Source organism: Nitrosococcus wardiae (genome assembly GCF_004421105.1).
In the GTDB taxonomy this organism is placed as follows: Bacteria; Pseudomonadota; Gammaproteobacteria; order Nitrosococcales; family Nitrosococcaceae; genus Nitrosococcus; species Nitrosococcus wardiae.
This window is the reverse complement of the sequence record NZ_CP038033.1, coordinates 1,245,659-1,272,637: the sequence shown is the minus strand read 5'-3', so window position 1 is coordinate 1,272,637 and position 26,979 is coordinate 1,245,659. Positions and strand designations below refer to the sequence as shown.

Genomic DNA, 26,979 nt, shown 5'->3' with positions numbered 1-26,979 from the left:
TGTTTTTAATACCAGATTCGGCGTGTTTCCAACCAGTACATCCGATTCCAGGTCGTCGGGGTACGTAAAAGTGCCTCCCAAGCTCGCTTAGGATCATCCATCCAAGCGCTATACCCATATTCGCAGCTCTTCCGGTCGCGCCAACAAAGACGATATCTTATTTGCCATTGGTTGCTTTGTCCCCGCATCTCAAATTCCTCCGCTGGGCCTCTCATGAATGCTAAGAGGCCATAGTTGCAAGTTATTCAACAGAGGAGATGCAAAATTCAAACCACTCGGATATGCCGGATCTTACGACTTTGGGGCATTCGATAAAAGCGCCGCAGCTCATTGACTAAATATGAATTTTGAGGAATAAGCGAATACTTCTCCTCAAGAGTACCGCAATAGCGGGCAGCAAGACGGTTGGCTTCTCGATACCGCTGCTGTTGGATATTATCAAGCCCATCACGAAGGCGTGTTTCTTCAAAAAGCACACGCCTCAGCAGTCGCATATCTGCTATTCCCCGTTGATGATAGACCAATGCTGCAGTCAGCACGCACTTATCAATTTCAGCTTGAAGTTCGAGTTCTAATTGTGTCACCGTGCGCTCAAAACCCGCATTCCAGGCAAGATAAAGGAAATGGCTCACCCCTTCAAGGGCAAACCAAAATTCTGCCAAATTGCCATCATGGAGTAATTCTGTGGGATTATCACGCCCCAGCTGGTCAAGCAGTTCCTGATTAAGATACAAAGCGAGATCAAGATTATCCTCGCCCTGGCGAATCAAGAGCGATTCCATCGATGGGGATTGCCCACTCCTAGAATCCTCCGTAAATTGATCCACTAAAGTCGGGTCTGTGACTAGGAAATCTTCTACCCGATGGTAGGTACGAACATCGTAAATATGTTCAAGCTGGGCTTGAAGAGCATTCAAATCCACAATGGTTTCTAATGGACCGGTCCAAAATGTTGTGGGCTAATACCAAAGTCTCTTAGCTTACGTTCAAGGCGGGGGCTGCCTGTCTTTACCCATAATTCATAGAGTTCGAAGATATCCTGCTTGTTTGAACCGAAGGCATTTTCACCAACTTCCGCCAGCACATCAACAAACTGCACAAATTGTCGGGATAACTGTCGAAAAATCGTCGCTAGGGCCTGCTCTCTTGGACTTTGGCTCTTGAGGTCATACAGATAAGCGTAGGCGCTCCCCCCCATGGCGATGTAGTAGTCTACATTCACTAACCGGCGATGAAAGTAGCCGGAAAAAAGTCCAGAAATGAATAAAGCCACATCGCCTAAACGTTGTAGTATAAGCTTACGTTCACTCTGGGAGGTGGCTTCAACAGCAAAGCCATACAGTTCAGCCAAGGGCTGCAGGACAGGCCCTTCCTGGGTATAGCCAAAAATTTTTTCCGAACGAGAAAAATCAGTGAGGAGATTAACCAGATAAAGAATCGTTGCTTCATCTGCTTCCACGTGCTGATTTTCAATCGCATCTTGCACAGAATCATAAAAAAAGGGCCGTAACCCGGATCGGGTCACCAATTCTGAGCGCTGACGATTTTCGCCCATAGGAGCACTTCCTCGTTTTTAAATCCTTATAACTTCTACCCCAAAAAAAACCGTCCCGTCAATAAAAAATTCATTTAATATAAGCACTTAAAAATATCTGCTTGCTAACCTGTGAGCGCCTATGATTTTTAAGTTTTCTCTCCCAAGGCCTGGCGGAGTTTTTCTATTTCCTGCTCTGCAAGAACTTGCTTTGTGACATCATATTGTATCCCTAAAAAATAAAGCAGGTTGCCATCTTGATCGAATACCGGATTGATAGCGAGGTGGTTATAAAAAAGCTCGCCATTTTTTTTGTAATTTCTTATGTCCACCTCAATGGGAACTCGCTTTTGAATAGCTTCTCTGAGACGTTTGACTTCCTCCTGATTCCTATCGTCACCTTGCAAAACACGACAATTCTTGCCAAGAATTTCCTCTTTTTTATAGCCGGTTATTTTCTCAAAGGCTTCATTGACATAAACAAGAGGATTATCTTCCTGATCAGGATCAGTTAACGAGACTCCATTTACACAGGAGTCCAAGATTTGCGATAAAACCCGAGGTATAAGCCCCTCATCTTTTTCAACGATAAATGACATCGCTTTTCTCCTCTTTCCGAAGCGAGCAGACACTTCGCCGCCCCAGAGTGGCTCTCTGAGATTGATATTGACCTTCCCAAGTCTAGGGACAACCCATAAGATTTATTCGGGCTGCTCATGAACGCTTGGCAGAGCCTGAGGACTCCGTTGCTTCTTCTTCGAGTAGCCCTTTGAGATTATGCACTACTCTGTCCGCTCCTCCTCGGATAGCCGCCTCAATAAGCTTTTCAAAGGGTCGCATAAAAAAGTCAATCTTTAATAATTCGAAGGTAAATTTAACCTTTGTCGCTTGATCAAGAGCTTCAAAATTGTAAATCACCCGAAAAGGGGTCTGGGCAGTTCCCTCACAGGAAAAACAATGATTAGGTTCGAATCGGGTAACGCGAAATGTCGACTCCGTGCGGCGGCCCTGATCATTTCTGACTTGCCTTCCCCTGGTGCCTACTTTTACCGGTCCGTCAGACAGCTTCTCTAGCTCTACGACTTCAGGGGACCATTTAGGATAATTCTGGAAAAAATTTACCGATATGAATTGGAACACATCATCGACAGGTCGGACTATCACGATGCTTGATTGGGCGCTCACCATGCTCAGGCCTCCACTTCGCTATGGGATGGCAATCATTCAGTTCTTATGTTCAAATTCGGCCCCGGATAGCCTCACATGCCACTTGGGCAGGCCTGGCGACATATCCCTATATGTGGCAGGTGTTGCTAACCAAATTTATATAAAACGTCAATCTATAATTTAGTAGAAATTGAATAAAAACCAAAATCACCCGGACAGCCCTACTAACAAATGATAGTTGAAACTAATCAATACTTCCTAGAAAACAATCGACTTTTTACCTAGTTTTTCTTACCTTTAAAATACTCCTTAAACCTGCCGCGCTCGCGGACGAAATAAGAACTAACAATACATGTTGGAGCAGAAAAACATGTCTTACCCCTCTGCCGTGATTTTTATGGGCGCCTTGCTTTCTCTGGCCAGCCCGGTGTTGGCTAAATCATGGGATTTATTCCCCCGACCGCCGGCGCTAACCCAGGATATCCGTTTCTGGACCCGGGTCTATACCGAAATCGATAATAACCATGGATTTATCCATGATAATCACCACCTTAATGTAGTTTATGAAACTATCTCAGTGCCTGCCAACTTAAACTGGAAGACTGCTAAAAAGCGCATTCAGGACCGCCGACAACATTACCAAGCGATCTTGCTTCGACTCGCCGAAGGCAACCGCCAGAATCTCACCAAAGAGGAACAGCGGGTACTCAAACTTTGGCCCCAAAATGTGAGCAATCAAACCCTCCATGCCGCTGCCGCTAGGATTCGTTTCCAGCGGGGACAGGCCAATCGGTTTCGCGCAGGACTCATCCGCGCTGGTGCCTATAAACCTTTTATTTTTAATACCTTACACTCATTAGATTTGCCGCGGGAATTGGCGGTTCTGCCCCACGTGGAATCCTCATTCAATCCAGCCGCCCTTTCCCATGCTGGCGCAGCCGGGCTGTGGCAGTTTACCCGCTCCACCGGACGGCGTTTCTTACGCATTGACCAAATGGTGGACGAGCGCCTCGATCCCTTTAAGGCTACCGTAGCTGCTGCTCGCTTGCTCCAGCATAATTATAAAATTACCGGCAGCTGGCCCTTGGCCATCACAGCTTACAATCACGGCGCCGCAGGGATGCGCCGAGCCAAGGAGCAAGTGGGAACCTCGGATATTGTGGCTATCCGGCAACACTATAAAAGTCCTACTTTTGGCTTTGCCTCGCGCAATTTTTATGTGGCCTTTCTTGCTGCATTGGACGTAGATACCAAAGCAAAGCACTATTTCGGCCCCTTTCAGCCCCATAAGCCGGAAAAAAGCGAGGTCATAGCACTTCCGGACTTTGTTCCCGTCGATGCCCTGCAGCGGGCTTGGGGACTTGAGCAAGCTACACTCAAACAAAGCAATCCTGCCCTGCGTTCCCCCATTTGGAATGGGCATAAATACGTGCCCCGGGGCTATGAATTGCGCGTACCCTGTATTCCCTCCTGTCGCCGGGTCAAGGCAATCGCCTCTTTAGCGCCCTGGGAACGATTTGAAAGACAAGTACCGGACCGCTTTCATAAGGTTCAACGGGGGCAAACCCTGTCCCATATTGCCCAACGCTACCGCATTAAGGTCCGTCAACTAGTGAAACTAAATGGGCTTTCCAGCCGCCACCATATCCGGGTTGGTCAAGTTCTACAATTGCCTTTACCCGCTGACGGCTTACCAACTCAGCACTACACGGTGCAGCGCGGCGACACCCTATCTGGGATCGCCCACCGTTTCGGCATTACCGAACAAGCCTTACTGCAAGTCAATGGCATTACCAATAAACACCGAATTTATGCTGGCCAAAATTTACGGTTAGTGTCTTCTTCGGGAAATCAGGTGTCTGCGCGGGGGAAAGGACGCCCGAGCAGGGCAAAAACAACGTCGGTGGTATTGAGAGAAGAGACTACCCCAACCAAAGTTGGGGCTATCCAAAAAGTCGCCATCGTTATCCAGGAGGAAGGTGGCTGCGAACCCCTACTGCCCCCAGAGTGCGGCCCGGCCTTATCTGCTGATCCCAGCAACTACGCTGTGACCAAAGAAGGCACCATTGAGGTCCAAGCGACCGAAACCCTCGGCCACTACGCTCACTGGCTAGAATTGAACACCAAGCAATTGCGAAATATCAATAGCTTACCTGTTGGCCGACCGGTGATCGTGGGACAGCGGCTCAGGCTTGACTTTTCCCGTATTACAACTGCGGTTTTCGAGGCCCGACGCCAAGCCTACCATCGCCGTTTGCAAGAGACTTTCTTCGAACAATACCGTATCATAGGCACTGAGGAACATGTAGTACAGCAAGGGGAATCCCTTTGGCTGCTGGCTCAGCAAAAGTATCAGGTTCCCCTTTGGCTATTGCGCCAATATAACCCGGATTTAGATTTCAGTGCCGTAGTTGCAGGCACGCGAGTGGTCATTCCCCGGCTAGCACGGCGCGAGGAAAAATCTCTACCCGTGGCCTCAGTGGAAATAAAAGGGAAATTGCTTTCAGCCTCCCGGAGAGAGGGTTAAATCACTCATGGGGGCAACTTCCTAATCTACAGGACTTACGCAAAAGACCCGAAGTCGTCATACTCCCGGAAGCAGGTATGACAAACTGATACCAATTTAATCAAAGAGTGCAATCTATTAAGGCTTCAAGCAATTGTTTAAACTGAACTTATACAATGCAAAATTACATGAAATTGGTATGAGTAAGTCCTGAGCTATATGTTTAGGCGTGATGTGCAGCCCTCAGCTATCTTTTTAAGATAGAACTTTTGGCGCTTCCCCCCATCTCAGCGAGGAGTAGCCTATGCCTATGAAAGAAAACTTCGATCCGGAAGGTTTACGGTTACCTATCAAGCTCGACAGCACCTCAAACGGTGAATTTATGCCTTATCCCCTGGGCGCTCCAGCCCGAGCCGCAAGGGAACTAGCCCACCAACGAGCCACCCTCTGCAGCCAAAAAGCCGGGCTCTCCCGCCGAAGTTTTCTTAAATCCCTGGGTGGTGCCGCAGCTACCCTATTGGCAATGAACGAAGCCTATGCGTATTTCGGGAAAAATGGAGGATGGTTTGAGATTCCTGCCGAGGCTATTTTTGAGCCGGGGGCAGCGCAAGCCAGCATCGGCGACAATCATGAATTTATCTTCGATATCCAAGGCCATCATGTAAATCCCCAGGGGGCCTGGCGTCGTCTCACCAACCGCTGGACTTATATCCTGCGATTCTTTCCCCAATCCCGCTGCGGTGATGGGGCCATTGAATGTTTTTCAGCAGAGCACTTCATCCGCGAGGTATTTCTAGATAGCGACACCGATATGGCCGTTCTCTCGGCGGTTCCCGCGGCCCCCGAAGATAACCCCCTATCCACCGAGGAAGCCGCAGCCACTCGAGCGCTCGTGGAAGCGATGGAGGGAAACTATCGCCTGCTCATTCATGGCCTGGTTCACCCTAACCTGCCAGGAGCCATTGAAGAAATGGCCCAACAAAAAGAAAAGCATCAGGTTGCTGCCTGGAAAACCTATACCCAATGGGGGCCTGAAGGTAAGGGTTACTGGCTGGACGATGAACAATATGGGATTCCCTTTATCGAGCGAGCACGGGAATTGGGAGTCAAGTTAATCTGCGTCCACAAAGGGATTCCCCTGTTCAATTTGCCTTATGCCTATTCCACCTGCCGCGATATTGGCGTAGTCGCCCGCCACTACCCAGATGTTAACTTTATTGTGTATCATTCGGGATTCGAACCCCGGCATACTGAGGGACCTTACGATCCGGCCAATGTGGATGGCGGGGTAGATACCCTCATCCAGTCCCTGCAAGAGAACGATATCCCCCCTAACAGCAATGTCTATGCCGAACTGGGCACCACCTGGCGAATGGTCATGCAAGATCCCAATCAGGCGGCCCATTTGCTGGGCAAACTTTTCAAATATGTGGGTGAAAATAATGTCCTCTGGGGCACTGACTCCATCTGGTATGGGAGCCCTCAAGACCAGATCCAAGCCTTTCGCGCCTTTCAAATTTCACCCCAGTTCCGCGACAGTTATGGCTATCCAGAAATCACCCCGGCATTGCGAGCCAAGGTTTTTGGATTAAATGCAGCCAAACCTTACGGCCTAGCGCCCCATGAAATCAAAAAGCGCAACACCCAAGACCGGGTAGCCCAGATCAAGCAAGACTACCTCCAAAACCCCGAGCCTAGTTTTTTGACCAATGGACCCAAAACCCGGCGCGAGTTCTTGCAGTTCCATCGCTTGAGTAGCAGTTAAGACTAGCCTTAGGATTCAATTCGCAGAAAAACTTTATGCGTCCTTCACATATTACTGCTATCCTCAAGCGAGAATTCGCTGCGGTCCGCCACGGCCAACATACCCCCGTTATGCTCTGGGGACCACCGGGGGTAGGTAAATCCCAGATCCTTTCCCAGGTCGCGGAGAGCTTTGGCGTTCCGCTTATTGATCTACGCTTATCACAGCTAGAACCAACAGACCTGCGGGGTATCCCCTTCCGGGTCGATGGGTGGGTGGAATGGGCAATCCCCGCCATGCTACCCAACCAAAAACGCCATGGACCTGAAGGGATTCTGTTCCTGGATGAATTAACCTCGGCGCCCCCTACAGTCTCCGCCGCGGCCTACCAACTTATTCTCGATCGTCATTTGGGGGAATATACCGTACCAGAGGGCTGGGCCATCGTGGCGGCGGGCAATCGCCATGGGGATCGAGGCATTACTTATACTTTACCTGCCCCCCTTGCTAATCGCTTTACTCACTATGAAATCGAACCCCATGTGGGAGATTGGGTCACCTGGGCCAGTCATCAGGGTATCGACCAGCGCTTGATTGGTTTTTTGCTGTACCGGCCTGAATTCCTGTTCGAGATCGAACCTAATCAAACCCCCCTCGCCTTCCCAACTCCTCGCTCCTGGGAATATGCTCATCGGGCCTTACAAAAATTTGCTGATGCTCCAGAATTATTGCTGGAGGCCCTGCAAGCCTGTGTGGGTCCTAAGGCCGGCCTGGAATTCAAGACTTTTATTGATAATATGGCGCGAATGCCCGATGTAGAGGCCATATTACGGGGGGAGGAAGTTGCCATCCCGGAGGAGCTGGATCTCCAATATGGGGTTGCCGCAACCCTGGTGCGGCGGGCGGTGGATGCGATGGAGACCCATGAGGCACACCGTATCTATGGACATATTCTGGATTATGCTACCCGGCTACCGGAACGGGAGATGGGGGTGATGCTGGTCACTGAAATGTTCCGGACCATTGGTCGCCCCCTCCTGGCTCATCCTGGATTTACTAAATGGGCGCGGCAGGTCTCTGACCTGATGCTCTATGAACGATAGCTGGAGTTCCCAAGGGACCAAACTCCGCACTAAGCTTAGCGCCGCCCGGACGCGCCTGGTGGTGGAACGGCCTTTCCTGGGAGCTTTGATTCTGCACCTCCCCTTACAGGAAGCAAGCCCCGAATGGTGTGGCAGCACCGCCACTGATGCCCGGGCTATCTACTACAACCCTGCTTATGTAGAATGGCTTTCCTTTGAGCAGCTCCAGTTCATTTTGGCCCACGAGGCCCTCCACTGCGCGTTATGTCACTTTGCCCGCCGGGGCCGCCGGAACCTAGGCCGTTGGAATGCGGCCTGTGATTATGCAGTCAATCAATTACTGGTTCGAGAGGGACTCCAACCCCCGCCTGGGGTGTTACTTAATCAAGACTACCGTGGCCTAAGCGCCGAAGAAATTTATCCCTTGATTCCCTCCGGAGCAAAATTGCAAACTGTCGATTACCATGCCTATGAAAACGAACCCCCCCTGTCCGACACCCCTGTTGATCTCAATACTGCCAGTAAAGGTTGGAGCATCCATGGCTCACAGCAGCAAGATAAACCTTCTGAGGGCGACCTTTTGTTTCCCTCCACCCAAACCTTCCCTTCAACATCACCTCCGCCCTTAACCGAAGCGGAGCGGGAACACCTCAACCGCCTCTGGCAACAACGAACCACGAGTCTTGCCCAACAAGCCTTACAAGCCGGCAAGCTAAGCGGTCCCTTACAACGACTCATTGGCAGCCTTGGGCAACCCCAACTCCCTTGGCGGCAATTACTCGCCCAATACCTGAGCACTGCCGCGCGGAATGATTACAGCTTTACCCGGCCCTCTCGCCGTGAAGGTTCGGCGATTTTGCCTCGCCTCGCTTCCCAGCAAATAGAGTTGGTGATCGTGCTAGATACCAGCGGCTCCATTCACGATGAGCAATTACAGAGCTTTCTTACCGAAGTCAGTGCCCTAAAGGGCCAACTTCGGGCCCGCGTGTTCCTCCACGCCTGCGATGCCGACCTTTGTGAACGAGGCCCGTGGATCTATGAACCCTGGGAGGTACTGACACTGCCAGAGAGTTTACCCGGCGGTGGTGATACCAATTTTCGCCCCCCCTTTGACTGGGTGGAACAAGCAGGCATCTACCCGGACGCTCTGCTTTACTTTACCGACGCCCGAGGCCCATTCCCCGAAGTAGAGCCTCCTTATCCGGTCATCTGGCTCGTGAAGGGCAAAGCCCAAGTGCCATGGGGGCGGCGAATACAGCTTAATTGAGAAACTCACTTAAGCATGAAAAACTGCAAGAAAGCCCTTGTCAGTAAACCAGTAAATAATAAGGAGAATAAAAGGCAAATTTTTATCATCCAAAGCCTTGCGGCACCCGCCGCAAGGCTTCCCGGATGACCTCTATCCCCGCGCCAGGCCGGTGGGCATTTTCACTTAAATAACGGCGCCAAGCCCGTGCCCCCGGCTGGCCCTGGAACAGTCCCAGAATATGGCGGGTAATACGGCTCAAATAAATGCCTTGAGCCAATTGTTCTTCCACATAGGGTAAAAAAGCCTCCATAATTCCATGGCGGGGAGATAGGGGATGAAAATCCCCATAGAAATACCGGTCGAGTTGGGCAAGAAGATAAGGGTTATGGTAGGCCGCCCGGCCAATCATGACTCCATCCAGTAATGTTAAATGCTCCTGGGCCTCCTCCAAGGTCGTAATCCCCCCATTGATTACCACTTCCAAATGGGGAAAATCCTGCTTGATAGCCCGCACGACTTCATAACGTAAAGGGGGTTTTTCCCTATTTTCCTTAGGGCTCAGACCTTGCAGCCAAGCCTTGCGGGCATGGAGGATAAAAGTCCGGCAACCTGCCTGCGCCACCGTGCTGATAAACCGGGTCAGAGCCTCATAGGAATCCTGTTCATCAACCCCAATCCGGGTCTTGACCGTTACCGGAAGTTGGACCGTTTGGGCCATGGCCGCAACGCACTCAGCAACCAATTCAGGCTCCATCATCAGGCAGGCCCCAAAACGTCCAGACTGCACTCGGTCGCTGGGACAGCCCACATTAAGATTGACTTCATTAAACCCGTGTTCCTCAGCCAGACGGGCACAAAAGGCCACTTCTTCGGGGTTGCTCCCCCCTAATTGCAAAGCCAGAGGATGCTCCGCTGGGTGATAGGCAAGGAAACGTTCCCGATCCCCATGAATAAGCGCCCCTGTCGTCACCATCTCGGTGTAGAGCAAGGCGTGATGGGAAATCAGGCGGAGAAAGTAACGGCAATGACGATCAGTCCATTCCATCATCGGCGCAATGGACACCCGCCGGGGTAAATAAGCGGCGGGAAAGGTATTAGAAAAAAAGCGACTGCTAGCCGTTTTCATACCGCCAAGTTTAACATCCTTCGATCCTGTCCACCCCGCCTTAAGTTAAATTGGACTAAGATTAATATAAATATAAAAATCAAGGGATATGTCTCCCATGCTGGCTATCAGACCCACTCAAGGTGGGTAAGGCTTATAAGGACTCTGACGCTTGGGTTCTAATTCTCAATATCCTTTATCCCCCCATAGCCCGGCGGGCGCTGTGGGAGTTCCGACCACTGACCGCAAAGGAGGATTCTGTGGAAAATGTATTTAAATTTGCTGACGAACTCGGGCCACTGAAAGTCATTCATGTTTATGAGCCCTCCATTGACCTCAAGGGCATTTTGGTCATTGATAATGTCGCCACAGGGCCATCCATCGGTGGTGTCCGCCTAGCCCCGGATGTCAGCACTAAAGAATGTTTCCGCTTAGCCCGCGCCATGACTCTCAAGAATGCCGCGGCAGAACTTCCCCATGGAGGTGGTAAGGCCGTGCTTTTTGGTGATCCCAAGATGCCAAAGCCGGACAAAGAGCGCCTCATCCGCGCTTTTGCTTGTGCCCTCCGAGAGGCCGAGCAATATATCTTTGCTCCCGACATGGGCACGGATGAGGAATCTATGGCCTGGGTTAAAGATGAAATCGGCCGGGTTGTGGGGCTACCACGGGAACTAGGCGGCATTCCCCTTGATGAGATAGGCGCCACCGGTTGGGGGATTAGTCATGTGGTCGATGTGGCGCTCCGGTTCTGCGATTTCGAGCTGGCAGGGGCTCGAATAGTGGTGCAAGGCTTTGGGGCGGTGGGATACCATGCGACCCGTTTTCTCACCGAGAAGGGTGCCGTCCTGGTGGGGGCGGCTGATTCCCAGGGAACCATTCACCATCCCGGCGGCTTAAATGTGGAGACCCTCTCGACACTCAAACAGCAGGGTAAAAGCGTTGTGGATTATCTGGAGGGGGAGAGACTTGACCGGGAGGCAATAATCGATATCCCCTGTGATATTTGGATTCCAGCAGCCCGTCCCGATGTGATCCGGGAGGATAATGTGCAACGGCTAAAAACAAAGCTTGTCATCGAAGGTGCCAACATCCCGGCCACGCTGGAAGCAGAAAAGTACTTGCATGCCCATGGCATCCTATGCATTCCCGACTTTATCGCCAATGCCGGGGGGGTGATCTGTGCCGCCATGGAATACCAAGGGGCCAATGAAACTTTGGCCTTTCAAGCCATTGAAGAGAAGTTACGGCGCAATACCGAAGCGGTGCTCAAAGAGGCTAAAAATCAGCAGAAATTGCCCCGGGAAGCGGCTGTTGATCTGGCCTCGCGGCGGGTAAGAAAAACTATGGGATTGCGGCGCTGGTCGTTATTTTAGCCCTTGCCCTCGGACGACTTTCTTAAACTGGTCGAGAAATCATGATAGGCCTTCAAAAGAGCTATTGCCATCGAGGTGGCAATACCCCCCTTCTTGGCGCCACCATTCCGGAGCATTTTGCCGCTGTAGCCCGTCAGTTCCCCACCCAGGAGGCCGTCGTTTCGCTGCCGCAACAGCGGCGCCTCACCTATTCGGAACTTACCGAAAGCATTGACCTTCTGGCCCGTGGGCTCATGGGGATAGGATTTGCTAAAGGCGACCGTATTGGTATCTGGTCCACCAATAATCTCGAATGGCTACTACTCCAAATGGCGACAGCCCGTATGGGTGCCATTTTAGTTAACCTTAATCCTGCTTACCGGACCCGAGAACTGGCCTATGCTTTGAAACGCTCAGAGGTGCAGGGATTGTTTACCATTCCCTCATTTCGCAGCAGTGACTATATTTCTATGCTGCTAGAACTTTTTCCTCGGTTAACAGAGGATTCAGGAGAATTTAAAAGTGAGGAATTCCCCCATTTGCAGCGGATAGGACTCTACGACCCAGCGCAACCTGACCAAACCCTGTCTCCTTTTCCTGGCTTTACTACCTGGCCCGCACTTCTTCAGGCAGCCGAGCATATTAGCCCCGAAGAACTGGATAAGATGACCGCCTCCCTCGATCGGGATGATCCTGTCAATATTCAATATACTTCAGGAACGACGGGATTTCCTAAAGCAGTGGTGCTGAGCCACCACAATATCCTCAACAATGCTTATTTTTCTGCTTTGGCAATGCATTTCACGGCCAAAGACCGGCTTTGTATCCCCGTCCCTTTCTACCACTGCTTTGGGATGGTCTTGGCCAATCTGCTCTGCCTGTCGGTTGGCGCCTGCGCCGTCATTGCCTGTGAACACTTTGATCCCCGATTGGTCTTACAAGCCATCGAGAAGGAACGCTGTACCGCCCTTCATGGGGTCCCCACCATGTTCATTGCCGAATTGGAACATCCCCAATTCCCAAACTTTGATCTCTCTAGCCTCCGAACAGGCATCATGGCAGGCGCCCCCTGCCCACCGGTGTTAATGAAGCGGGTGATGGGGGAAATGCATTGCCGTGAAATCCTGATTGGCTATGGCCAAACAGAGGCCTCCCCCCTGACTCACCTGACATCACGGGAGGATAGCGAAGAGCGCCGTACCGAGACTGTCGGGACTAACCTTCCCCATCAAGAGGTCAAAGTGATTGATCCAGCCAACGGGCAAACGGTCCCCTTCGGACAAGTCGGGGAGGTTTGCTTTCGCGGCTATCATGTTATGGACCGCTATTATGGTGATCCTGCCGCCACAATCAAAACCATCGATTCCGCCGGGTGGTTACATTCTGGCGACTTAGGTGTCATGGACAAAAATGGCTATCTTAAAATTACCGGACGCCTCAAAGAGATGATTATTCGGGGAGGGAAAAATATTTATCCTCGGGAAATTGAAGAGTTTATTTTTACCCATCCTAAAGTGGCCCAAGTTGCTGTCTTCGGGGTACCCGATGAATACTATGGGGAAGAAATCGTAGCCTGGCTCCAACTCCGCCCTGGAGAGCACTCAACAGAAGAAGAGATCCGCCATTTTTGTCAGGGACAAATCGCCCATTTTAAGATTCCAAGATACCTCCGCTTTGTCGATACCTTTCCTATGACCGTCACTGGAAAGCTGCAAAAATTTCGAATGCAGGAGATGGAAATCCAAAAAAGGAGATAAGCCCATCTAGTCGGCTAAAATAGCTCTCTCTAAAGCTCCAGTTCCGGCCTTTCGACCTGGGCTCGAAGCCTTTTAACCATATCCTCCGCAATTTCGACTGCATTCTCCAACTCCTCTGAAAGAGCCTCTCTCACTATTAGGGCTAGCTCATCGAATTGCCTATCGCTGATCTGTTCCCGGGCTTGCTCACTCAACAGTTCCTTAAAAGCTTCGACTACTTTTTCAGCTACTTCTTGATGCCGATTGGCCATTCCCCATTCTCCCTATTGGTTGATGATGAATACCTATAAATCTAGAAACGGCAGTTGACCGCTTAGAAGCATAGGTAAAGAGCACAAAATGAATAGTTCCGCCTCAACTCCAATGCAAGATCATCGCTTGCTGCAAGCACTGACTTGAGGCAAAATACGCCCCCAAAATATGGCAGATATTTTATCCTGTGAAGATTTGACGCTGATGTGGCCTGCAAGCCTTAGTTTAACCTTCAGGCTTGCTTTATTGAACCATCGCCGATCTGTCCGCCATCCCGCCGAGCGTGCCTGAAATAGAGAGCGCCCGAGACCTTCTCGCCAAGCGCTAGTGAGGAAGGTTGGGCAACTTCCCATTGATTGCTACCACATCTGCGGCATAACAAAATCACTCGTTAATGACTAAAGATGCATCCTTATGGCAGCGCCTTTTCAACATTTTCTCAGCATCTTTAGGAGCATTTTAGGCCCGCAAAGGGGCCAAAAACCTGCAACAAAAGAGCAGTCCATGTGACGGCACAATTTAGAAATAATGAGGAGGCTAATAACGCCATGAGTACTACCATGAGCGAAACTGAAACTGATAACTCAAACCCCCAGGGTAATCCCGCAGCCAATCATCCAGTGGCTGGGGCGGCTCCCGCAAAACCCAGCGACTTTGTGATGTTGGATGCCGTACCCCCCGCGCAGATGGGGCGTGATATTGTCGAAGATGCAGTTAAAAAAGATAAATTTGCTACCTCCCACATCCTGATACGAGGCTTTCTCTGCACACCCTTTTTGGCGTATGCCACCGCCCTTTCCGCCTTACTGGTCACTCAGGGATGGCCCAGTGCAGCCGCCGGACTTATTTTCCCAGTCGGCTATATCATGCTCGCAACCCTAGGCCTTGAGATGGCCACCGGCAGCTTTTCAGTGATGCCCATTGGCATGTTTGCAGGCCGCGTTAAAGCCCGGAGAGTTGCCCGCAACTGGTTCTGGACCCTGCTGGGGAACCTTCTCGGAGGAATCTTTTTTGCAAGCCTACTTTGGCTCTCTCTAACCAAAGGTGGCGCTGTTGCGCCCTCGGGAGTACTCACCACTCTGGCCCATTTAGCAGAAAAAAAGGCTTCCTATGTGGATTATGGGACCATGGGATGGTTAGCTGCCGTGGGAATGGGGGTGCTCTGTAACTGGCTGGTTAGCTTAGGCCCCATCTTTGCCAAAGCTGCTCGTAGCGTTCCGGGAAAGATAATGCTAATATGGCTGCCCATTTCCACCTTCTTTGCCCTAGGCTTTGAGCACACCGTCGTCAATATGTTCGTTTTCCCGGTGGGTATTCTTTCTGGCGCGGAGGTCACCCTCTACGACTGGTGGATGTGGAATCAGATTCCCGTGACCATCGGTAATATCCTGGGCGCGCTAATCTTTAATGCCACCCTTTGGTATTACACCCATAGCATTAATCCATAAAAGGCGCGAGGGTTCAAAATACCATTCGGAGCAAAGTGACAGGGAAGTCCCCTTTGCTCCATTGAGGGTGCCCGTTTATGCCTCTAGCCTAAAAACGGCTAAGCCGGATTATCAATATCAATGAATTGATGCTCCAAGTTGAATTTTTCAGCTAGATGCTGCCCCAGGGCCTGAACACCATAGCGTTCAGTGGCATGGTGGCCGCAGGCAAAAAAATCTATCCCCTGTTCCCTGGCGCTATGCACTGTTGGCTCCGAGACTTCCCCGGTAAGATAAGCATCTAATCCTTTCTCAGCCGCTTGCTCGATATACCCTTGGGCTCCCCCCGTACACCAACCCACCGTATAAATATCCCCTTTGTGAGCCGGAACATAAAGGGGTTCACGACCTAACCGTTCCGCAATATAACGCGCCCACGCTTCCCCTTTCATGGGGGCAGGCAAGCAACCATACATACCAATGGTGATACCGCCTGCTCCAATAAATTGTCCTTTGACTTCAAGGTTCAAAACCCGAGCCAATTGGGCATTGTTGCCCAATTCAAAATGAGCATCTAAGGGTAAATGATATGCCAACAAACTGATATCATTGGCCAGCAGAATTTTGAGACGCCGACACTTCATTCCAACGATGGGCGCCGCCTCTCCCTTCCAAAAGTAACCATGGTGAACCAGTAAGGCATCAGCCCCAGCAACTACAGCCGCTTCGAGCAGTGCTTGGCAGGCGGTGACACCGCTGACTAAGCACCGCACTTCCGGTTTACCTTCTACTTGCAGGCCGTTAGGGCAATAGTCAGAAACTCTCTCTACCTGCAACAAATCGCCCAGATAAGCAAGAATTTCTCGTAAGCTTGCCATATTTTTTTAATACACTATAGAGTAGCAGCTAAGGCCTTTAGAAAAGCGTGGTTTTCTTCTGCTGTCCCTACGGTCACCCGCAAACAGTCAGCTAACGGACCCCCGTGACCAGAAAGGTTCTTGATTAACACCCCTTGTGCTTTGATTTCTGCAAAAATTGCATCGGCCCGCTGGGGTGGAGTACGAAAAAGAATAAAATTGGCGTTGCTAGGATACACTTGGATTCCCGGTAGCTGTTGCAAAGCCTTCTGCAACCGGGCTCGGTCACTACAGATGAGTCTAGCTTGTTCTTCCAATTCCTCCGGTTGCTCCAAAACAAACTCAGCACTGACTTGAGTCAACTGATTGATATTATAGGGCAAACGGACTTTCTCTAATTCCTTAAGCCAATCTGGGCTGCCAACTAGTACCCCTAACCGGAGACCTGCCAGGCCAATCTTAGAGAGAGTCCGCATAACCAGAAGGTGTTCATAATCGCCTAGTTGCGGCATGAAAGTGTCGTCTGCAAATACGGTATAGGCTTCATCTACTATCACTAGCCCTGGGGCAGCTTCAATAATCGCTTGCACTTCTTCGGCGGGAAAAAGATTACCGGTGGGATTATTAGGATAAGCGACAAAAACAACGGCCGGCTCTTGCTCCTGGATGACCTGCAACATCGCCGGCAAATCTAAAGAAAAATCTTCCCGAAGCGGCACACCCTGATACCGCAACCCTAACATGGTCGCAATCTGCCGATACATCACGAAGGTAGGCTCAGGGGCAATCACGCTCCGCCCGGGACCCACCACGGCCAGCAACACCATTTGGATCAACTCATCGGAACCATTCCCTAGAATAATCTCCCTCCCCTCTGGCACCGCCATGTACCGCCGGAGACGGGCCTTGAGACTACGAGCTTCCGGATCCGGATAACGGTTAACACTGACCTCGCGCAGCCGCTCCAACCAAGCCTCTATCAGTTCCGACGACCAAGTATAAGGATTTTCCATGGCATCCAGCTTAATCAAATCCTCTGCATCGGCAACCGGATAGGCAGAGAGTTGCTGTACCTCAGGGCGGATCCATTGGGCAATCCGGTTTTTTGCCATTATTCCCCTTTTAAACGGTATTCTGCGGAACGGGCATGGGCGGTCAACCCTTCGCCGCGAGCCAATACTGAGGCCACCTGTCCTAGGGCTTGGCTACCTTGGGGCGAACACTGAATCAGGCTGGAGCGCTTCTGGAAGTCATACACCCCCAAGGGTGAGCTGAAACGGGCAGTCCGCGAGGTGGGCAAGACATGGTTAGGGCCAGCACAATAATCCCCTAGGGCTTCAGCAGTGTATCGTCCCATAAAGATAGCTCCCGCATGGCGGACATGGGGAACCCAGGCTTGCGGCTCTTCCACTGAGAGTTCCAAGTGCTCAGGGGCGATAAAATTAACCACCTCCAAAGCCTGGTCCATATTCTGGGCCTTAATCAGAATGCCACGGGAGTTCAAGGAAGTCGCCACCACCTCATGCCGCTCCAGGGTAGGCAACAACCGTGCTATAGCCTCCACCACTTTATCCAAAAAAACACCGTCGGGAGAAAGCAAAATCGCTTGGGCATCCTCATCATGTTCAGCCTGGGAGAACAGATCCATGGCAATCCATTCCGGATCGGTTTTCCCATCACAGAGCACTAAAATTTCAGAGGGCCCAGCAACCATATCAATGCCTACCTGACCAAATACCATCCTCTTAGCGGCGGCCACATAAATGTTGCCAGGACCGACGATCTTATCAACCCGAGGGATGCTTTCTGTACCAAAGGCCAAAGCCGCGACCGCCTGAGCCCCGCCGATGGCAAACACCCGATCCACCCCGACAACAGCCGCTGCCGCCAGCACGAGATCGCTTACTTCACCCCGGGGGGTGGGCACCACCATAATCAGCTCAGTAACCCCCGCTACCTTTGCGGGCAAGGCGTTCATCAGGACTGAGGAGGGATAAATCGCCTTGCCACCAGGCACATAAAGCCCCACTCGGTCTAGAGGATTCACCTGTTGACCCAGAACAGTACCGTCAGGCTCAGTATAGCTCCAGGATTCCTGCTTTTGATGACGGTGATAAGCAGTAATCCGCTCAGCCGCCGCCTCTAGGGCTTCTCGCTGTTCCACGGGAATGGTGGCCAATGCCGTTTGCAAACGGGAGAGGGGAATCTCAAGCTCGGCAATATCAGCGACCTCTAAGCGGTCGAAACGCTGGGTGTACTCCAACAGAGCGGCATCCCCCCGGGAACGAATCCCCTTAAGGATCTCATCCACGGTTGCTATTACCGCCTCATCTGCCACACCTTCCCAAGCTAAACGCTGCTCTAGACGGAACCAAAAATCTCCCTGGGTGGTGTCTAGACGAGCAATATCAACCATGCAATTTCTCCACAGCTTCAGCCATTAAGCGAGTAAATTTTTTAACCGGCTGGTGCCTCATTTTCATTGAAGCCTTGTTGACCACCAGACGGGAGCTGATATCCGCAATATGTTCTAAGGGAACTAAGCCATTAGCCCTAAGCGTATTGCCCGTATCCACTAAATCAACAATGCGATCAGCAAGGCCGACTAATGGCGCTAACTCCATGGAACCGTAGAGTTTGATGACCTCCACCTGCTCACCCCGCTCAGCATAAAAACGGCGAGTGCTGCGCACATATTTGGTGGCAATTCGCAGATGCCCCAATCGAGGAGTCATTTCAGATTTACCGGCCACCATCATGCGGCAATGGGCAATTCGCAAATCGAGGGGTTCATACAATCCATCCCCCGGATGCTCCAACAAGACATCCTTACCGGCTACTCCAAAATCAGCAGCGCCATACTCAACGTAGGTAGGGACATCAGCTGCACGGATGATCACCAGCTTAAGATCCTCCCGATTGGTATCGAGCACCAACTTGCGGCTGGTTTTTGGATCTTCCCGCGGGTAAATATCCGCAGTGGCCAGTAAGGGCAATGTTTCTTCAAAGATTCGCCCCTTGGAAATCGCCAACTTGAGTGGTTCAGCCATAAGCAGCGTAGGCCCCGCTGGGAACATGACTTGGAACACGGCGAATCTTGGCGCCTAATTGTTGCAATTTTTCCTCTATACATTCGTAGCCACGGTCAATGTGGTAAATACGGTCCACGGCAGTAACCCCCTGAGCAACTAGTCCTGCTAAAACCAAACTGGCCGAAGCCCGAAGGTCGGTGGCCATCACCGGAGCGCCCGTAAGCATTTCCACGCCGTTGGTAAAGGCGGTATTGCCTTCCAGTCGAATATCCGCCCCCATTCGCTGTAGCTCCTGGACATGCATAAATCGATTTTCAAAAACAGTTTCCGTAATCGTACCACTCCCCTGGGCAACAATATTTAAGGTTGTAAATTGGGCCTGCATATCCGTAGGAAAAGCCGGATAGGGGGCAGTGCGGATATCCACCGCGCGGGGTCGATGCCCTTTCATATCCAAAACCACCCAATCCTTCCCCGTATTAATTTCAGCGCCGGCTTCCTCCAGCTTAAGCAATACGGCATCCAAAATTTCCGGGTTGGTATTCTTGAGTTTCACCCGTCCTCCCGTCAAGGCGCCAGCGACCAGATAGGTACCCGTTTCAATGCGATCAGGAAGTACCGAATGACAGGCACCGCTAAGGGAATCGACCCCTTCAATAACCAAGGTATCGGTACCCATGCCGCTAATTCTCGCGCCCATCCGATTAAGGCAGTGAGCCAAATCCACCACTTCCGGCTCACGAGCTGCGTTTTCTATGAAGGTGGTGCCTTTAGCCAAAGTGGCTGCCATCATCAAATTTTCGGTTCCAGTCACCGAGACCCGATCCATAAGCAACCGGGTTCCCCTCAGCCGCCCTTGGGTGCGGGCCCGAATATAACCGCCTTCCACATTAATGGTTGCCCCCATGGCCTGCAAACCATGGATATGAAGGTTAACCGGCCGGGAGCCGATAGCGCAACCACCGGGCAGAGACACATCCGCCCGCCCATAACGGGCCAATAAGGGGCCTAGCACCAGGATGGAGGCCCGCATAGTCTTCACCAAATCATAAGGCGCATAAAACTCCTTTAAGTCCCGGTTATCTACCTCAATATTAAGATATTCATCCACCATGAGCTGGGCCCCCATACGCCCGAGCAACTCCATAGTCGTGGTGATATCGTGCAAGTGGGGAATATTGCAGATTTTGACGGGCTCGTCTGTAAGCAAAGTCGCTGCCAGCATGGGCAAGGCGGCATTTTTAGCACCCGAAATACGGATTTCTCCGTTAAGGGGGATACCCCCCGTGATCAATAACTTATCCACAAGACATCGGCTTCCTAGGGAGTGCTATCCGCTATGGATCAAGCAACAAGCAAAAGGAGCATATCTCCTAACCTTCCCCAGGAGCCCGGGTGCGAATAGCCAAAGCGTGCAAGGTAGACTTGAAGCTATCACCTAAAGTCTCATACACCATGCGATGCCGTTCAAGTAAGCTCTTATCTTTGAAACCCTCGTAAACAACAAGTGCCTCAAAATGGTGGCCGTCTTCACTATGCACAGCAACTTCTGCCTCGGGCAGACCGGCTTCTATCATGTGTTTGATTTCACTAGCATCCATTAAGTTACCCCAGTTCGAGCTAAGGACCAGAGAATACCCCTTCGGTCCGAGGCTGTCATCCCCTATGGTTTAAATCCATGGGTCACCAAGCCGCTCAGGCCCCCGCCTTTTGGTTCTTTTTCTCTAGCTTCTCGATAAGTTGATCAAGACCACCTTGGCGTATCTCACTAGCAAAATTGGTGCGGTAATTAGTCACTAAGCTGACTCCATCGATTTTGACATCATAGACCTTCCAATTTTCCCCTTTCTCATATAGATCGACTTCCATCGAAATAGGAGGCCCACCCCTAGCTTGCTCAATCTCCATTCGGACAAGGATATTCTCAGCCTCTTTCGGTCCCCTCAATGGCAAGTAATTAATCTTCTCATCGCTATACTTCAGCAAAGCCGTCGAATAAGTCCGAACCAAAAGGGTCCGAAACTCGCCGACAAAACGCTGTCGCTGCTCCTCGTTAGCCTGCCGCCAATGCCTTCCAAGCGCCAAACGAGCAATACGCTGAAAATCAAAATGGGGCAAAAGAATTTCCTTGACCAAATCATAGATCCTCTCCGGATGCTCTTCCAACTCTTCCCTCTTGTTCCGCAGAGTCTGGAGCATACGCTCGGAGGTTTCTTCCACTAATTGCTGAGCTGATGCGGTAGGCAGTGGGTCAGCTTGGATTGGAGAGATGCTAGCGCCTAAAACCGTCAATATTAGGGCTACAGCTAAACTCATACCTAGCTTATGATACCTATTCATTGTATTTCTCCACATTAATCGCTGCATCTGTAATCGCTTTCTTGTACTCATAGCCAGGGAAAAATTTTGCCGCCTATGATTTTTTGCCTGTAATTGTTAAGGATACTTCCACACAAAAGCGCTAGCTCACAGGAGAGATCAGTTTTTTATCCTGAGCTAAAGATGAGAGGTGACTCAACGCTTGTTTCCCAGCCAAAGGAAGAATTTGATCCAGACTGCTAATCCGGGCTATCGCCAACATCTGAGCTGGAATATTAAAAAACTGAAGGGATTTATTGTTCTCCTGGGCGTAACGCATCCAAGTAATAAGCAACGCCAAGCCTGCGCTGTCAGTACGAAAGACACCCTGTAGATCGATACAAAGCTCCCCCGCTACCTCGTCAAATAATGCCAGCCCTTTTTTCGTTGCCTCTGGTACGGTATCAAAGGTTAATTCACCGACAATCCGGAAATGCCCTCTCTGTATAGAATCAATACGGAAAATCATTTACACACCAGTCTTGCCATTTTTCTCCGCCAACTTTTCGATTAATTGATTGAGCCCCCCAGTGCGCACTTGGCTGGCAAAACTAGCGCGATAATTGGTGATCAGGCTAACGCCATCGATTTTGACATCGAATACTTTCCAAGCGCCGCCCTTGTTATAGAGGTGTAAACTCATGGGCACAGCAGGCCCCCCGTTGGCTTGGAGAATTTCAACCCGTACTACGGTATCACTTGCTTCCGTAGGCCCATGCACTGGTAAGTAACGAATCTTTTCGTGGGAATACTTAAGCAAAGCGGTGGAGTAGGTCCGTACTAGAAGGGCGCGGAATTCATCGACAAAGCGCTGCCGCTGCTTCCCAGTCGCCGGCCGCCAATATTTTCCCAAGACAAATTGAGCCATGCGCCGAAAATCAAAATGAGGCAATACAATATCCTTGACCACAGGATAGATCCGCTCAGGATGGGCTTCTAGCTCGCTTTTTTGAACCTTAAGAGTCGCCATTAAATGTTCTGAAGTCTGTTTAACCAGCTCCTGAGCCGAGGCAACAGATAAGGTGTTGGCCGATGCCTGTGGAAGGGTAATCCCCCATCCAAATATCAACAATAGCAATGTGACAGTAGATAAGATTTTTTTGTTGTTCATCTTTGAGCACCCAGTAGCCATTTGCGTTTAGGTTAAATTAAAGAGAAATTTAATTATTTCAGCCCCACCTAGCACAACTAAGACTCTCCAGCAGCTTTGCTATAAAGGAATTGGCCAATGAGTTCCTCTAACACCAGGGCGGATTGGGTAAGGAAGATCTTGTCACCTTCTTTGAGATAAACCTCGGCTCCCCCGGGCTCCAAGGCAATATACTGCTCGCCCAGCAACCCGGCGGTGTAGATACTGGCTGAGGTATCTTCGGGCAAATAGTCATACTGGGACTCAATACGCATCCTGACCTCTGCCTCATAAGTTTGGGAGTCGATTTGTATAACAGCCACCCGGCCAATGGTAACCCCGGCCAAAGTCACCGGAGAGCGCACCTTAAGGCCTCCAATATTCTGGAATTTTGCGGTGACGGAGTAAGTGTCCTCCTGCGCTACCAGGCTTAAATTGCTGACCTTCATCGCCAGCATAAAAAGTGCTCCTAGACCCGCAGCCACAAATAGGCCCACAATGAGTTCTACTGCTCGAGACTGCCTCATACCTATTCAACTCCAAACATTAGGGCAGTTAACACAAAGTCCAGCGCTAGTACAGCAAAAGCAGAATGGACAACAGTACGGGTGGTCGCCCGGGCGACCCCTTCAGAGGTGGGGGCAGTATCGTAACCTTCAAAAACAGCTATCCAGGTAACCACAAAACCGAACACCAAGCTTTTAATCACCCCATTGAGGATATCTTCTTCCCAATCGGTATTAGCTTGCATCTGTGACCAAAAGGCCCCTTCATCCACGCCCAACAACCCCACTCCCACAAAATATCCTCCTAGCACCCCCACAGCACTGAAAATCGCCGTCAATAGCGGCATGGAAAAACAACCTGCAAAAAAGCGGGGAGCAACGACTCGGCGCATCGGATCAACCGCCATCATCTCCATTCCTGACAGTTGCTCGGTCGTTTTCATGAGACCGATTTCAGCGGTAAGGGCAGAACCGGCCCGCCCTGCAAAGAGCAAAGCACTGACCACAGGTCCCAATTCTCGAACCAAGGAGAGGGAGACAATCACCCCCAAGGACTCCTCAGCGCCAAAATCAACTAAGGTATTATAACCTTGAAGCCCTAACACCATACCGACAAAGGCACCAGACACCACAATGATGGGTAAGGTCAAAACTCCCACGGAATACATCTGCACAATAAGCAGAGGCAAACGTAGCAATAGGGCGGCAATACCTAGCAGTAGTCGCACCAAAAAAAGGTGGCCTCGCCCCAAACGTTCAAAAGTTCCCAGCCCCCAGCGACCTAAGCGAAGAAGAGCGCTAATCACGCTGCCTCCCGCCCAGTACGCCGCCTAAACAGACGCTTTAACTTCTTTAAAGAAGGAGCAGAACTGCCCTGCTCTGGGTTGAGTAGGTCTTCAGCATAGTCCCTACCGGGATAATGGAATGGCACTGGCCCATCAGGCAGTCCCTGCATAAATTGCTTGACAGCAGCAGAACCAGAGCGATTAATCTGCTCCGGTGTACCGTGCTCCACTACCTGCCCTCCCGAGAGAATATAAATATAATCCGAAATGGAAGCGGTTTCCTGAACATCATGGGAGACGATAATACTTGTTAGTCCAAGGGCATCATTAAGCAGTCGAATAAGTTGTACTAAGGTCCCCATGGAGATGGGATCCTGGCCCGTGAAGGGCTCATCATACATGATCATCATCGGATCTAATGCAATCGCCCGGGCTAAAGCCACCCGGCGAGCCATCCCCCCGGAAAGTTCGCTAGGCATAAGAGAACGGGCACAACGCAGACCGACAGCTTGGAGCTTGATAAGCACCAAATCACGGATCATAGTTTCAGACAACCGAGTATGCTCTCGTAATGGAAAAGCGACATTATCAAACACGGAGAGATCAGTCAGCAAAGCACCGGTTTGAAACAGCATCCCCATCCGTCGACGCAACGCATAAAGCTCTCCCCTAGGTAAAGAAGGGACCGGGTAACCATCCACCTCCACAGTACCTGCATCAGGATGTAGTTGCCCTCCAATCAAACGCAATAGGGTGGTCTTACCTGTCCCACTCGGTCCCATAATGGCGGTCACTTTTCCCCGCTGGATATTAATATCCACCCCTTTGAAAATAGGGCGTTTCCCATGGGAAAAATGTAGGCCCCGGATTTTGACCAGAGATGCATCTGGTTCTGTACTCATACCATAATTCCGTCTTATGTTTTCAGTCCCACTTTACTGAACATCATTTCAGGGTTGATCCCCCTTTCACTGCATGCGATGATGGCGGGTGCTCAAATTGCGGGGAATATAGGGTGAATTCTCTCCAAGATCAATGACAAGCACAGCCAAGTAATCAAAACCAATTGTGCTGGCCAGCAGTGTTCATCCATGCCCGATCCCAAAGTATGACAGTAAAATGCAACCATAAGAATCGATATTAAAGTTAAGCCGAGAGAAGTTATGAACCGAATATCTGCAATGGTGCTACGGGCCGGGCTAGGAGTATTCGTTAGCCTATTGGTTGGCTGTGCGACTAACGCCACCTATGATGACCCCCGTGACCCCTTCGAAGGCTTTAACCGCGCTATCTACGGATTTAATGATGCCGCAGATCGCTATGTAATGAAACCCATTGCGGAAGGTTACGATCAGGTTGTACCGACTCCCGTTGACAAAAGTATCACCAATTTCTTTAGTAACCTCGAAGATTTAATCATTACTATAAACGCCATATTCCAAGGGAAATTCCACCAAGGGTTAACAGATTTCGCACGCTTCCTAGCGAACACCACAGTGGGTGTCGGAGGTCTATTTGATGTGGCCACCTCCGGCGGCATGGTTAAGCATAATGAAGACTTTGGGCAAACGCTAGGAGTCTGGGGCTTTAACACCGGGCCTTATTTGGTTTTGCCCCTGTTGGGACCGAGCGACGTGCGGGACGGTTTTGGCCTGGGGATCGATGCCCTCACCTGGCCTATCATCTATTTGGGAAATACGGGAATAAAATCTGGACTCGCCGGGACACGAGCGGTGGATGCCCGGGCAGACTTACTGGAAGCGACCGATATCCTGAAGGAAGCGGCTTTGGATCCCTATGTCTACACCCGAGAAGCCTTTCTCCAACGTCGCAAGTTCCTAGTGTACGATGGCAAAGTACCTAAAGAGAAATTTCCGGAAGAAGAGTTCGAAGTTGACGACGAAGAAGAGGCGCCTGGAGAACCTCCCGCTCCAGTTCCCACTTACCGCTAGGGCAAATCTGCCTCAACACTGGCATAATAACCGAGGTTAGGGACAGTTCCTTTATCTGTCCAATGCGCTCAACAAGCAAAGAAGGTATGGAAATCCAGGCCTTCTTTGGCTTTAAGAAGAGCTCCCTTGGTATATAAGTTAGACCATTAGTTTAGTGCGCCTATGGTAACCCACCCATTGAGTTCATCCCTATCCAGTCACGATAAGGATCTGGATAAACGGCTGGCCCAATTAGGAGCAGCTGTTATCGAAACTGAAGCCAGTGCAGTGGCTGCATTGAGAGCTCGAATTGACGGGAATTTTGCTGCTGCCTGCAAATACATGCTCGCCTGCACAGCTCGTATTGTGGTGCTAGGGATGGGTAAATCCGGCCATATTGGTGGTAAAATTGCGGCGACCCTGGCCAGTACGGGTACTCCTGCCTTTTTTGTCCACCCAGGAGAGGCTAGCCACGGCGATCTAGGCATGATTACCGAAAAAGATGTCGTTCTGGCTCTTTCCAATTCTGGAGAGACTGCAGAAATCTGCACTATTCTCCCCCTAATTAAACGTCTCGGCGTTCCACTGATTGCACTGACGGGCCAACCCCAATCAACCCTTGGAAGGGCTGCCGACGTTCATATTGATATTAGTGTAGAAAAAGAAGCCTGTCCCTTGGGGCTAGCCCCCACCGCAAGCAGTACGGCAACTCTAGCCATGGGTGATGCCCTTGCCATTGCCTTGCTAGAGGCCCGTGGTTTCACGGCGGAGGATTTTGCCCGCTCTCATCCCGGTGGCCGCCTGGGACGACGCCTCTTGCTTCGCATTAGCGATATCATGCACCGAGGGAAAGATATCCCCGCAGTTACCGAGGATGTGCTCTTAAGCCGTGCCCTGCTGGAAATGACCCGTAAAGGATTAGGAATGACAGCTGTCGTCAATGTTCAAAACCAGGTCGTAGGCATATTTACCGACGGAGACTTGCGCCGGGCTCTTGACCGGGGGATCGATGTGCATGCCACACCAATTGCCGCCATCATGACGACTCATTGTAAAACCTTAGGTCCTGATCATCTCGCCGCTGAGGCCTTGCAAATAATGCAGCGTCATCGTATTAATGCGCTCCTTGTGGTAGATCACACTCAACACTTAATCGGCGCCTTAAATATGCATGACCTGCTCCGAGCAGGTGTCTTGTAGGGAAAG

General features: G+C 50.8%; 27 protein-coding genes. 9 read left to right on the top strand and 18 right to left on the bottom strand.

Features of this window, described 5'->3' with window-relative positions; genetic code table 11:
- Window positions 1-266 precede the first annotated feature (266 nt).
- The 4 genes from E3U44_RS06260 to E3U44_RS06245 form a co-directional block, all read right to left on the bottom strand.
- Window positions 267-923 (bottom strand): hypothetical protein, encoded by a 657-nt coding sequence (locus E3U44_RS06260; RefSeq protein ID WP_134357222.1) that lies wholly within the window; start codon window positions 921-923, stop codon window positions 267-269.
- An 8-nt stretch (window positions 924-931) separates the two neighbouring features.
- Window positions 932-1,555 carry a hypothetical protein gene (locus E3U44_RS06255; protein ID WP_134357220.1) on the bottom strand — a complete coding sequence of 208 codons (624 nt, stop codon included), beginning with the start codon at window positions 1,553-1,555 and terminating at the stop codon, window positions 932-934.
- Window positions 1,556-1,683: 128 nt separating this feature from the next.
- Window positions 1,684-2,133 carry a PAS domain-containing protein gene (locus E3U44_RS06250; RefSeq protein ID WP_134359685.1) on the bottom strand — a complete coding sequence of 150 codons (450 nt, stop codon included), beginning with the start codon at window positions 2,131-2,133 and terminating at the stop codon, window positions 1,684-1,686.
- Between the two features lie 115 nt (window positions 2,134-2,248).
- The gene (locus E3U44_RS06245) at window positions 2,249-2,722 is read right to left on the bottom strand and encodes an SRPBCC family protein (protein ID WP_134357219.1); all 474 of its coding nucleotides are present in this window, start codon (window positions 2,720-2,722) and stop codon (window positions 2,249-2,251) included.
- A gap of 349 nt (window positions 2,723-3,071) precedes the next feature.
- Here E3U44_RS06245 and E3U44_RS06240 point away from each other — a divergent pair, with 349 nt between their 5' ends.
- The 4 genes from E3U44_RS06240 (at window position 3,072) to E3U44_RS06225 (ending at window position 9,300) form a co-directional block, all read left to right on the top strand.
- Complete coding sequence (locus tag E3U44_RS06240) at window positions 3,072-5,228, top strand: LysM peptidoglycan-binding domain-containing protein (protein ID WP_134357217.1); 2,157 nt, start codon at window positions 3,072-3,074, stop codon at window positions 5,226-5,228.
- A 283-nt stretch (window positions 5,229-5,511) separates the two neighbouring features.
- Window positions 5,512-6,972, top strand: coding sequence for an amidohydrolase family protein (locus tag E3U44_RS06235; RefSeq protein ID WP_134357215.1), 1,461 nt, complete (start codon window positions 5,512-5,514; stop codon window positions 6,970-6,972).
- Window positions 6,973-7,007: 35 nt separating this feature from the next.
- Window positions 7,008-8,054: an AAA family ATPase gene (locus tag E3U44_RS06230; RefSeq protein WP_134357213.1), complete on the top strand. Its 1,047-nt coding sequence runs from the start codon at window positions 7,008-7,010 to the stop codon at window positions 8,052-8,054.
- On the top strand, window positions 8,044-9,300 hold the full coding sequence (locus E3U44_RS06225; protein ID WP_134357211.1) for a vWA domain-containing protein: 1,257 nt from the start codon (window positions 8,044-8,046) through the stop codon (window positions 9,298-9,300). The genes E3U44_RS06230 and E3U44_RS06225 overlap by 11 nt, the downstream gene beginning before the upstream one ends.
- An 85-nt stretch (window positions 9,301-9,385) precedes the next feature.
- On the opposite strand, the gene dusA is transcribed toward E3U44_RS06225, so the two are convergent.
- A complete protein-coding gene (gene dusA, locus E3U44_RS06220) occupies window positions 9,386-10,408 on the bottom strand; it encodes a tRNA dihydrouridine(20/20a) synthase DusA (RefSeq protein ID WP_134357210.1) in 1,023 nt (340 codons plus the stop codon).
- A gap of 239 nt (window positions 10,409-10,647) precedes the next feature.
- Here dusA and E3U44_RS06215 point away from each other — a divergent pair, with 239 nt between their 5' ends.
- A complete protein-coding gene (locus E3U44_RS06215; protein WP_134357208.1) occupies window positions 10,648-11,760 on the top strand; it encodes a Glu/Leu/Phe/Val family dehydrogenase in 1,113 nt (370 codons plus the stop codon).
- Between the two features lie 41 nt (window positions 11,761-11,801).
- Entirely contained in the window at window positions 11,802-13,496 is a 1,695-nt protein-coding gene (locus E3U44_RS06210; RefSeq protein ID WP_134357206.1) for an AMP-binding protein, read from the top strand.
- A gap of 29 nt (window positions 13,497-13,525) precedes the next feature.
- Here the strand turns inward: E3U44_RS06210 and E3U44_RS06205 are convergent, their stop codons facing one another.
- Window positions 13,526-13,747, bottom strand: a complete 222-nt coding sequence (locus E3U44_RS06205) for a hypothetical protein (RefSeq protein ID WP_134357205.1) — start codon at window positions 13,745-13,747, stop codon at window positions 13,526-13,528.
- Between the two features lie 561 nt (window positions 13,748-14,308).
- Here E3U44_RS06205 and E3U44_RS06200 point away from each other — a divergent pair.
- Window positions 14,309-15,196, top strand: coding sequence for a formate/nitrite transporter family protein (locus tag E3U44_RS06200; protein WP_240761748.1), 888 nt, complete (start codon window positions 14,309-14,311; stop codon window positions 15,194-15,196).
- A 98-nt stretch (window positions 15,197-15,294) separates the two neighbouring features.
- Here the strand turns inward: E3U44_RS06200 and E3U44_RS06195 are convergent, their stop codons facing one another.
- The 12 genes from E3U44_RS06195 to E3U44_RS06140 form a co-directional block, all read right to left on the bottom strand.
- Complete coding sequence (locus tag E3U44_RS06195; RefSeq protein ID WP_134357203.1) at window positions 15,295-16,053, bottom strand: Nif3-like dinuclear metal center hexameric protein; 759 nt, start codon at window positions 16,051-16,053, stop codon at window positions 15,295-15,297.
- Between the two features lie 14 nt (window positions 16,054-16,067).
- Window positions 16,068-17,144: a histidinol-phosphate transaminase gene (hisC, locus tag E3U44_RS06190; RefSeq protein WP_134357202.1), complete on the bottom strand. Its 1,077-nt coding sequence runs from the start codon at window positions 17,142-17,144 to the stop codon at window positions 16,068-16,070.
- On the bottom strand, window positions 17,144-18,448 hold the full coding sequence (gene hisD / locus E3U44_RS06185) for a histidinol dehydrogenase (RefSeq protein WP_134357201.1): 1,305 nt from the start codon (window positions 18,446-18,448) through the stop codon (window positions 17,144-17,146). Before hisD ends, hisC begins: the two co-directional genes overlap by 1 nt.
- Window positions 18,441-19,082 (bottom strand): ATP phosphoribosyltransferase, encoded by a 642-nt coding sequence (gene hisG / locus E3U44_RS06180; RefSeq protein WP_134357199.1) that lies wholly within the window; start codon window positions 19,080-19,082, stop codon window positions 18,441-18,443. Before hisG ends, hisD begins: the two co-directional genes overlap by 8 nt.
- The gene (gene murA, locus E3U44_RS06175) at window positions 19,075-20,370 is read right to left on the bottom strand and encodes a UDP-N-acetylglucosamine 1-carboxyvinyltransferase (RefSeq protein WP_134357198.1); all 1,296 of its coding nucleotides are present in this window, start codon (window positions 20,368-20,370) and stop codon (window positions 19,075-19,077) included. The genes hisG and murA overlap by 8 nt, the downstream gene beginning before the upstream one ends.
- 67 nt (window positions 20,371-20,437) lie before the next feature.
- Window positions 20,438-20,665 (bottom strand): BolA family protein, encoded by a 228-nt coding sequence (locus E3U44_RS06170; protein ID WP_013031439.1) that lies wholly within the window; start codon window positions 20,663-20,665, stop codon window positions 20,438-20,440.
- A gap of 94 nt (window positions 20,666-20,759) precedes the next feature.
- Window positions 20,760-21,404, bottom strand: coding sequence for an MlaC/ttg2D family ABC transporter substrate-binding protein (locus tag E3U44_RS06165; RefSeq protein ID WP_134357196.1), 645 nt, complete (start codon window positions 21,402-21,404; stop codon window positions 20,760-20,762).
- A gap of 121 nt (window positions 21,405-21,525) precedes the next feature.
- Complete coding sequence (locus E3U44_RS06160; RefSeq protein ID WP_134357195.1) at window positions 21,526-21,891, bottom strand: STAS domain-containing protein; 366 nt, start codon at window positions 21,889-21,891, stop codon at window positions 21,526-21,528.
- On the bottom strand, window positions 21,892-22,533 hold the full coding sequence (locus E3U44_RS06155) for an MlaC/ttg2D family ABC transporter substrate-binding protein (protein ID WP_134357194.1): 642 nt from the start codon (window positions 22,531-22,533) through the stop codon (window positions 21,892-21,894).
- A gap of 77 nt (window positions 22,534-22,610) precedes the next feature.
- Window positions 22,611-23,078 (bottom strand): outer membrane lipid asymmetry maintenance protein MlaD, encoded by a 468-nt coding sequence (gene mlaD / locus E3U44_RS06150; RefSeq protein WP_134357192.1) that lies wholly within the window; start codon window positions 23,076-23,078, stop codon window positions 22,611-22,613.
- Between the two features lie 2 nt (window positions 23,079-23,080).
- Complete coding sequence (gene mlaE / locus E3U44_RS06145; RefSeq protein WP_134357191.1) at window positions 23,081-23,863, bottom strand: lipid asymmetry maintenance ABC transporter permease subunit MlaE; 783 nt, start codon at window positions 23,861-23,863, stop codon at window positions 23,081-23,083.
- Entirely contained in the window at window positions 23,860-24,744 is an 885-nt protein-coding gene (locus E3U44_RS06140) for an ABC transporter ATP-binding protein (RefSeq protein WP_134357189.1), read from the bottom strand. The genes mlaE and E3U44_RS06140 overlap by 4 nt, the downstream gene beginning before the upstream one ends.
- Before the next feature lie 261 nt (window positions 24,745-25,005).
- Between E3U44_RS06140 and E3U44_RS06135 the strand changes: the two genes are divergently transcribed.
- Window positions 25,006-25,794, top strand: coding sequence for an MlaA family lipoprotein (locus E3U44_RS06135; protein ID WP_134357188.1), 789 nt, complete (start codon window positions 25,006-25,008; stop codon window positions 25,792-25,794).
- 162 nt (window positions 25,795-25,956) lie between these two features.
- Window positions 25,957-26,973, top strand: coding sequence for a KpsF/GutQ family sugar-phosphate isomerase (locus E3U44_RS06130; protein ID WP_134357187.1), 1,017 nt, complete (start codon window positions 25,957-25,959; stop codon window positions 26,971-26,973).
- The last annotated feature ends 6 nt before the right edge of the window (window positions 26,974-26,979 follow it).

Excerpts from the sequence above, each read along its gene's own strand:
- E3U44_RS06255 (WP_134357220.1), bottom strand. The coding sequence starts at position 1,555 with ATGGGCGAAAATCGTCAGCGCTCAGAATTGGTGACCCGATCCGGGTTA.
- E3U44_RS06250 (WP_134359685.1), bottom strand. The coding sequence starts at position 2,133 with ATGTCATTTATCGTTGAAAAAGATGAGGGGCTTATACCTCGGGTTTTA.
- E3U44_RS06245 (WP_134357219.1), bottom strand. The coding sequence starts at position 2,722 with ATGGTGAGCGCCCAATCAAGCATCGTGATAGTCCGACCTGTCGATGAT.
- E3U44_RS06240 (WP_134357217.1), top strand. The coding sequence starts at position 3,072 with ATGTCTTACCCCTCTGCCGTGATTTTTATGGGCGCCTTGCTTTCTCTG.
- E3U44_RS06235 (WP_134357215.1), top strand. The coding sequence starts at position 5,512 with ATGCCTATGAAAGAAAACTTCGATCCGGAAGGTTTACGGTTACCTATC.
- E3U44_RS06230 (WP_134357213.1), top strand. The coding sequence starts at position 7,008 with ATGCGTCCTTCACATATTACTGCTATCCTCAAGCGAGAATTCGCTGCG.
- E3U44_RS06225 (WP_134357211.1), top strand. The coding sequence starts at position 8,044 with ATGAACGATAGCTGGAGTTCCCAAGGGACCAAACTCCGCACTAAGCTT.
- dusA (WP_134357210.1), bottom strand. The coding sequence starts at position 10,408 with ATGAAAACGGCTAGCAGTCGCTTTTTTTCTAATACCTTTCCCGCCGCT.
- E3U44_RS06210 (WP_134357206.1), top strand. The coding sequence starts at position 11,802 with ATGATAGGCCTTCAAAAGAGCTATTGCCATCGAGGTGGCAATACCCCC.
- E3U44_RS06205 (WP_134357205.1), bottom strand. The coding sequence starts at position 13,747 with ATGGCCAATCGGCATCAAGAAGTAGCTGAAAAAGTAGTCGAAGCTTTT.
- E3U44_RS06200 (WP_240761748.1), top strand. The coding sequence starts at position 14,309 with ATGAGCGAAACTGAAACTGATAACTCAAACCCCCAGGGTAATCCCGCA.
- E3U44_RS06195 (WP_134357203.1), bottom strand. The coding sequence starts at position 16,053 with ATGGCAAGCTTACGAGAAATTCTTGCTTATCTGGGCGATTTGTTGCAG.
- hisC (WP_134357202.1), bottom strand. The coding sequence starts at position 17,144 with ATGGCAAAAAACCGGATTGCCCAATGGATCCGCCCTGAGGTACAGCAA.
- hisD (WP_134357201.1), bottom strand. The coding sequence starts at position 18,448 with ATGGTTGATATTGCTCGTCTAGACACCACCCAGGGAGATTTTTGGTTC.
- hisG (WP_134357199.1), bottom strand. The coding sequence starts at position 19,082 with ATGGCTGAACCACTCAAGTTGGCGATTTCCAAGGGGCGAATCTTTGAA.
- E3U44_RS06170 (WP_013031439.1), bottom strand. The coding sequence starts at position 20,665 with ATGGATGCTAGTGAAATCAAACACATGATAGAAGCCGGTCTGCCCGAG.
- E3U44_RS06165 (WP_134357196.1), bottom strand. The coding sequence starts at position 21,404 with ATGAATAGGTATCATAAGCTAGGTATGAGTTTAGCTGTAGCCCTAATA.
- E3U44_RS06160 (WP_134357195.1), bottom strand. The coding sequence starts at position 21,891 with ATGATTTTCCGTATTGATTCTATACAGAGAGGGCATTTCCGGATTGTC.
- E3U44_RS06155 (WP_134357194.1), bottom strand. The coding sequence starts at position 22,533 with ATGAACAACAAAAAAATCTTATCTACTGTCACATTGCTATTGTTGATA.
- mlaD (WP_134357192.1), bottom strand. The coding sequence starts at position 23,078 with ATGAGGCAGTCTCGAGCAGTAGAACTCATTGTGGGCCTATTTGTGGCT.
- E3U44_RS06140 (WP_134357189.1), bottom strand. The coding sequence starts at position 24,744 with ATGAGTACAGAACCAGATGCATCTCTGGTCAAAATCCGGGGCCTACAT.
- E3U44_RS06135 (WP_134357188.1), top strand. The coding sequence starts at position 25,006 with ATGAACCGAATATCTGCAATGGTGCTACGGGCCGGGCTAGGAGTATTC.
- E3U44_RS06130 (WP_134357187.1), top strand. The coding sequence starts at position 25,957 with ATGGTAACCCACCCATTGAGTTCATCCCTATCCAGTCACGATAAGGAT.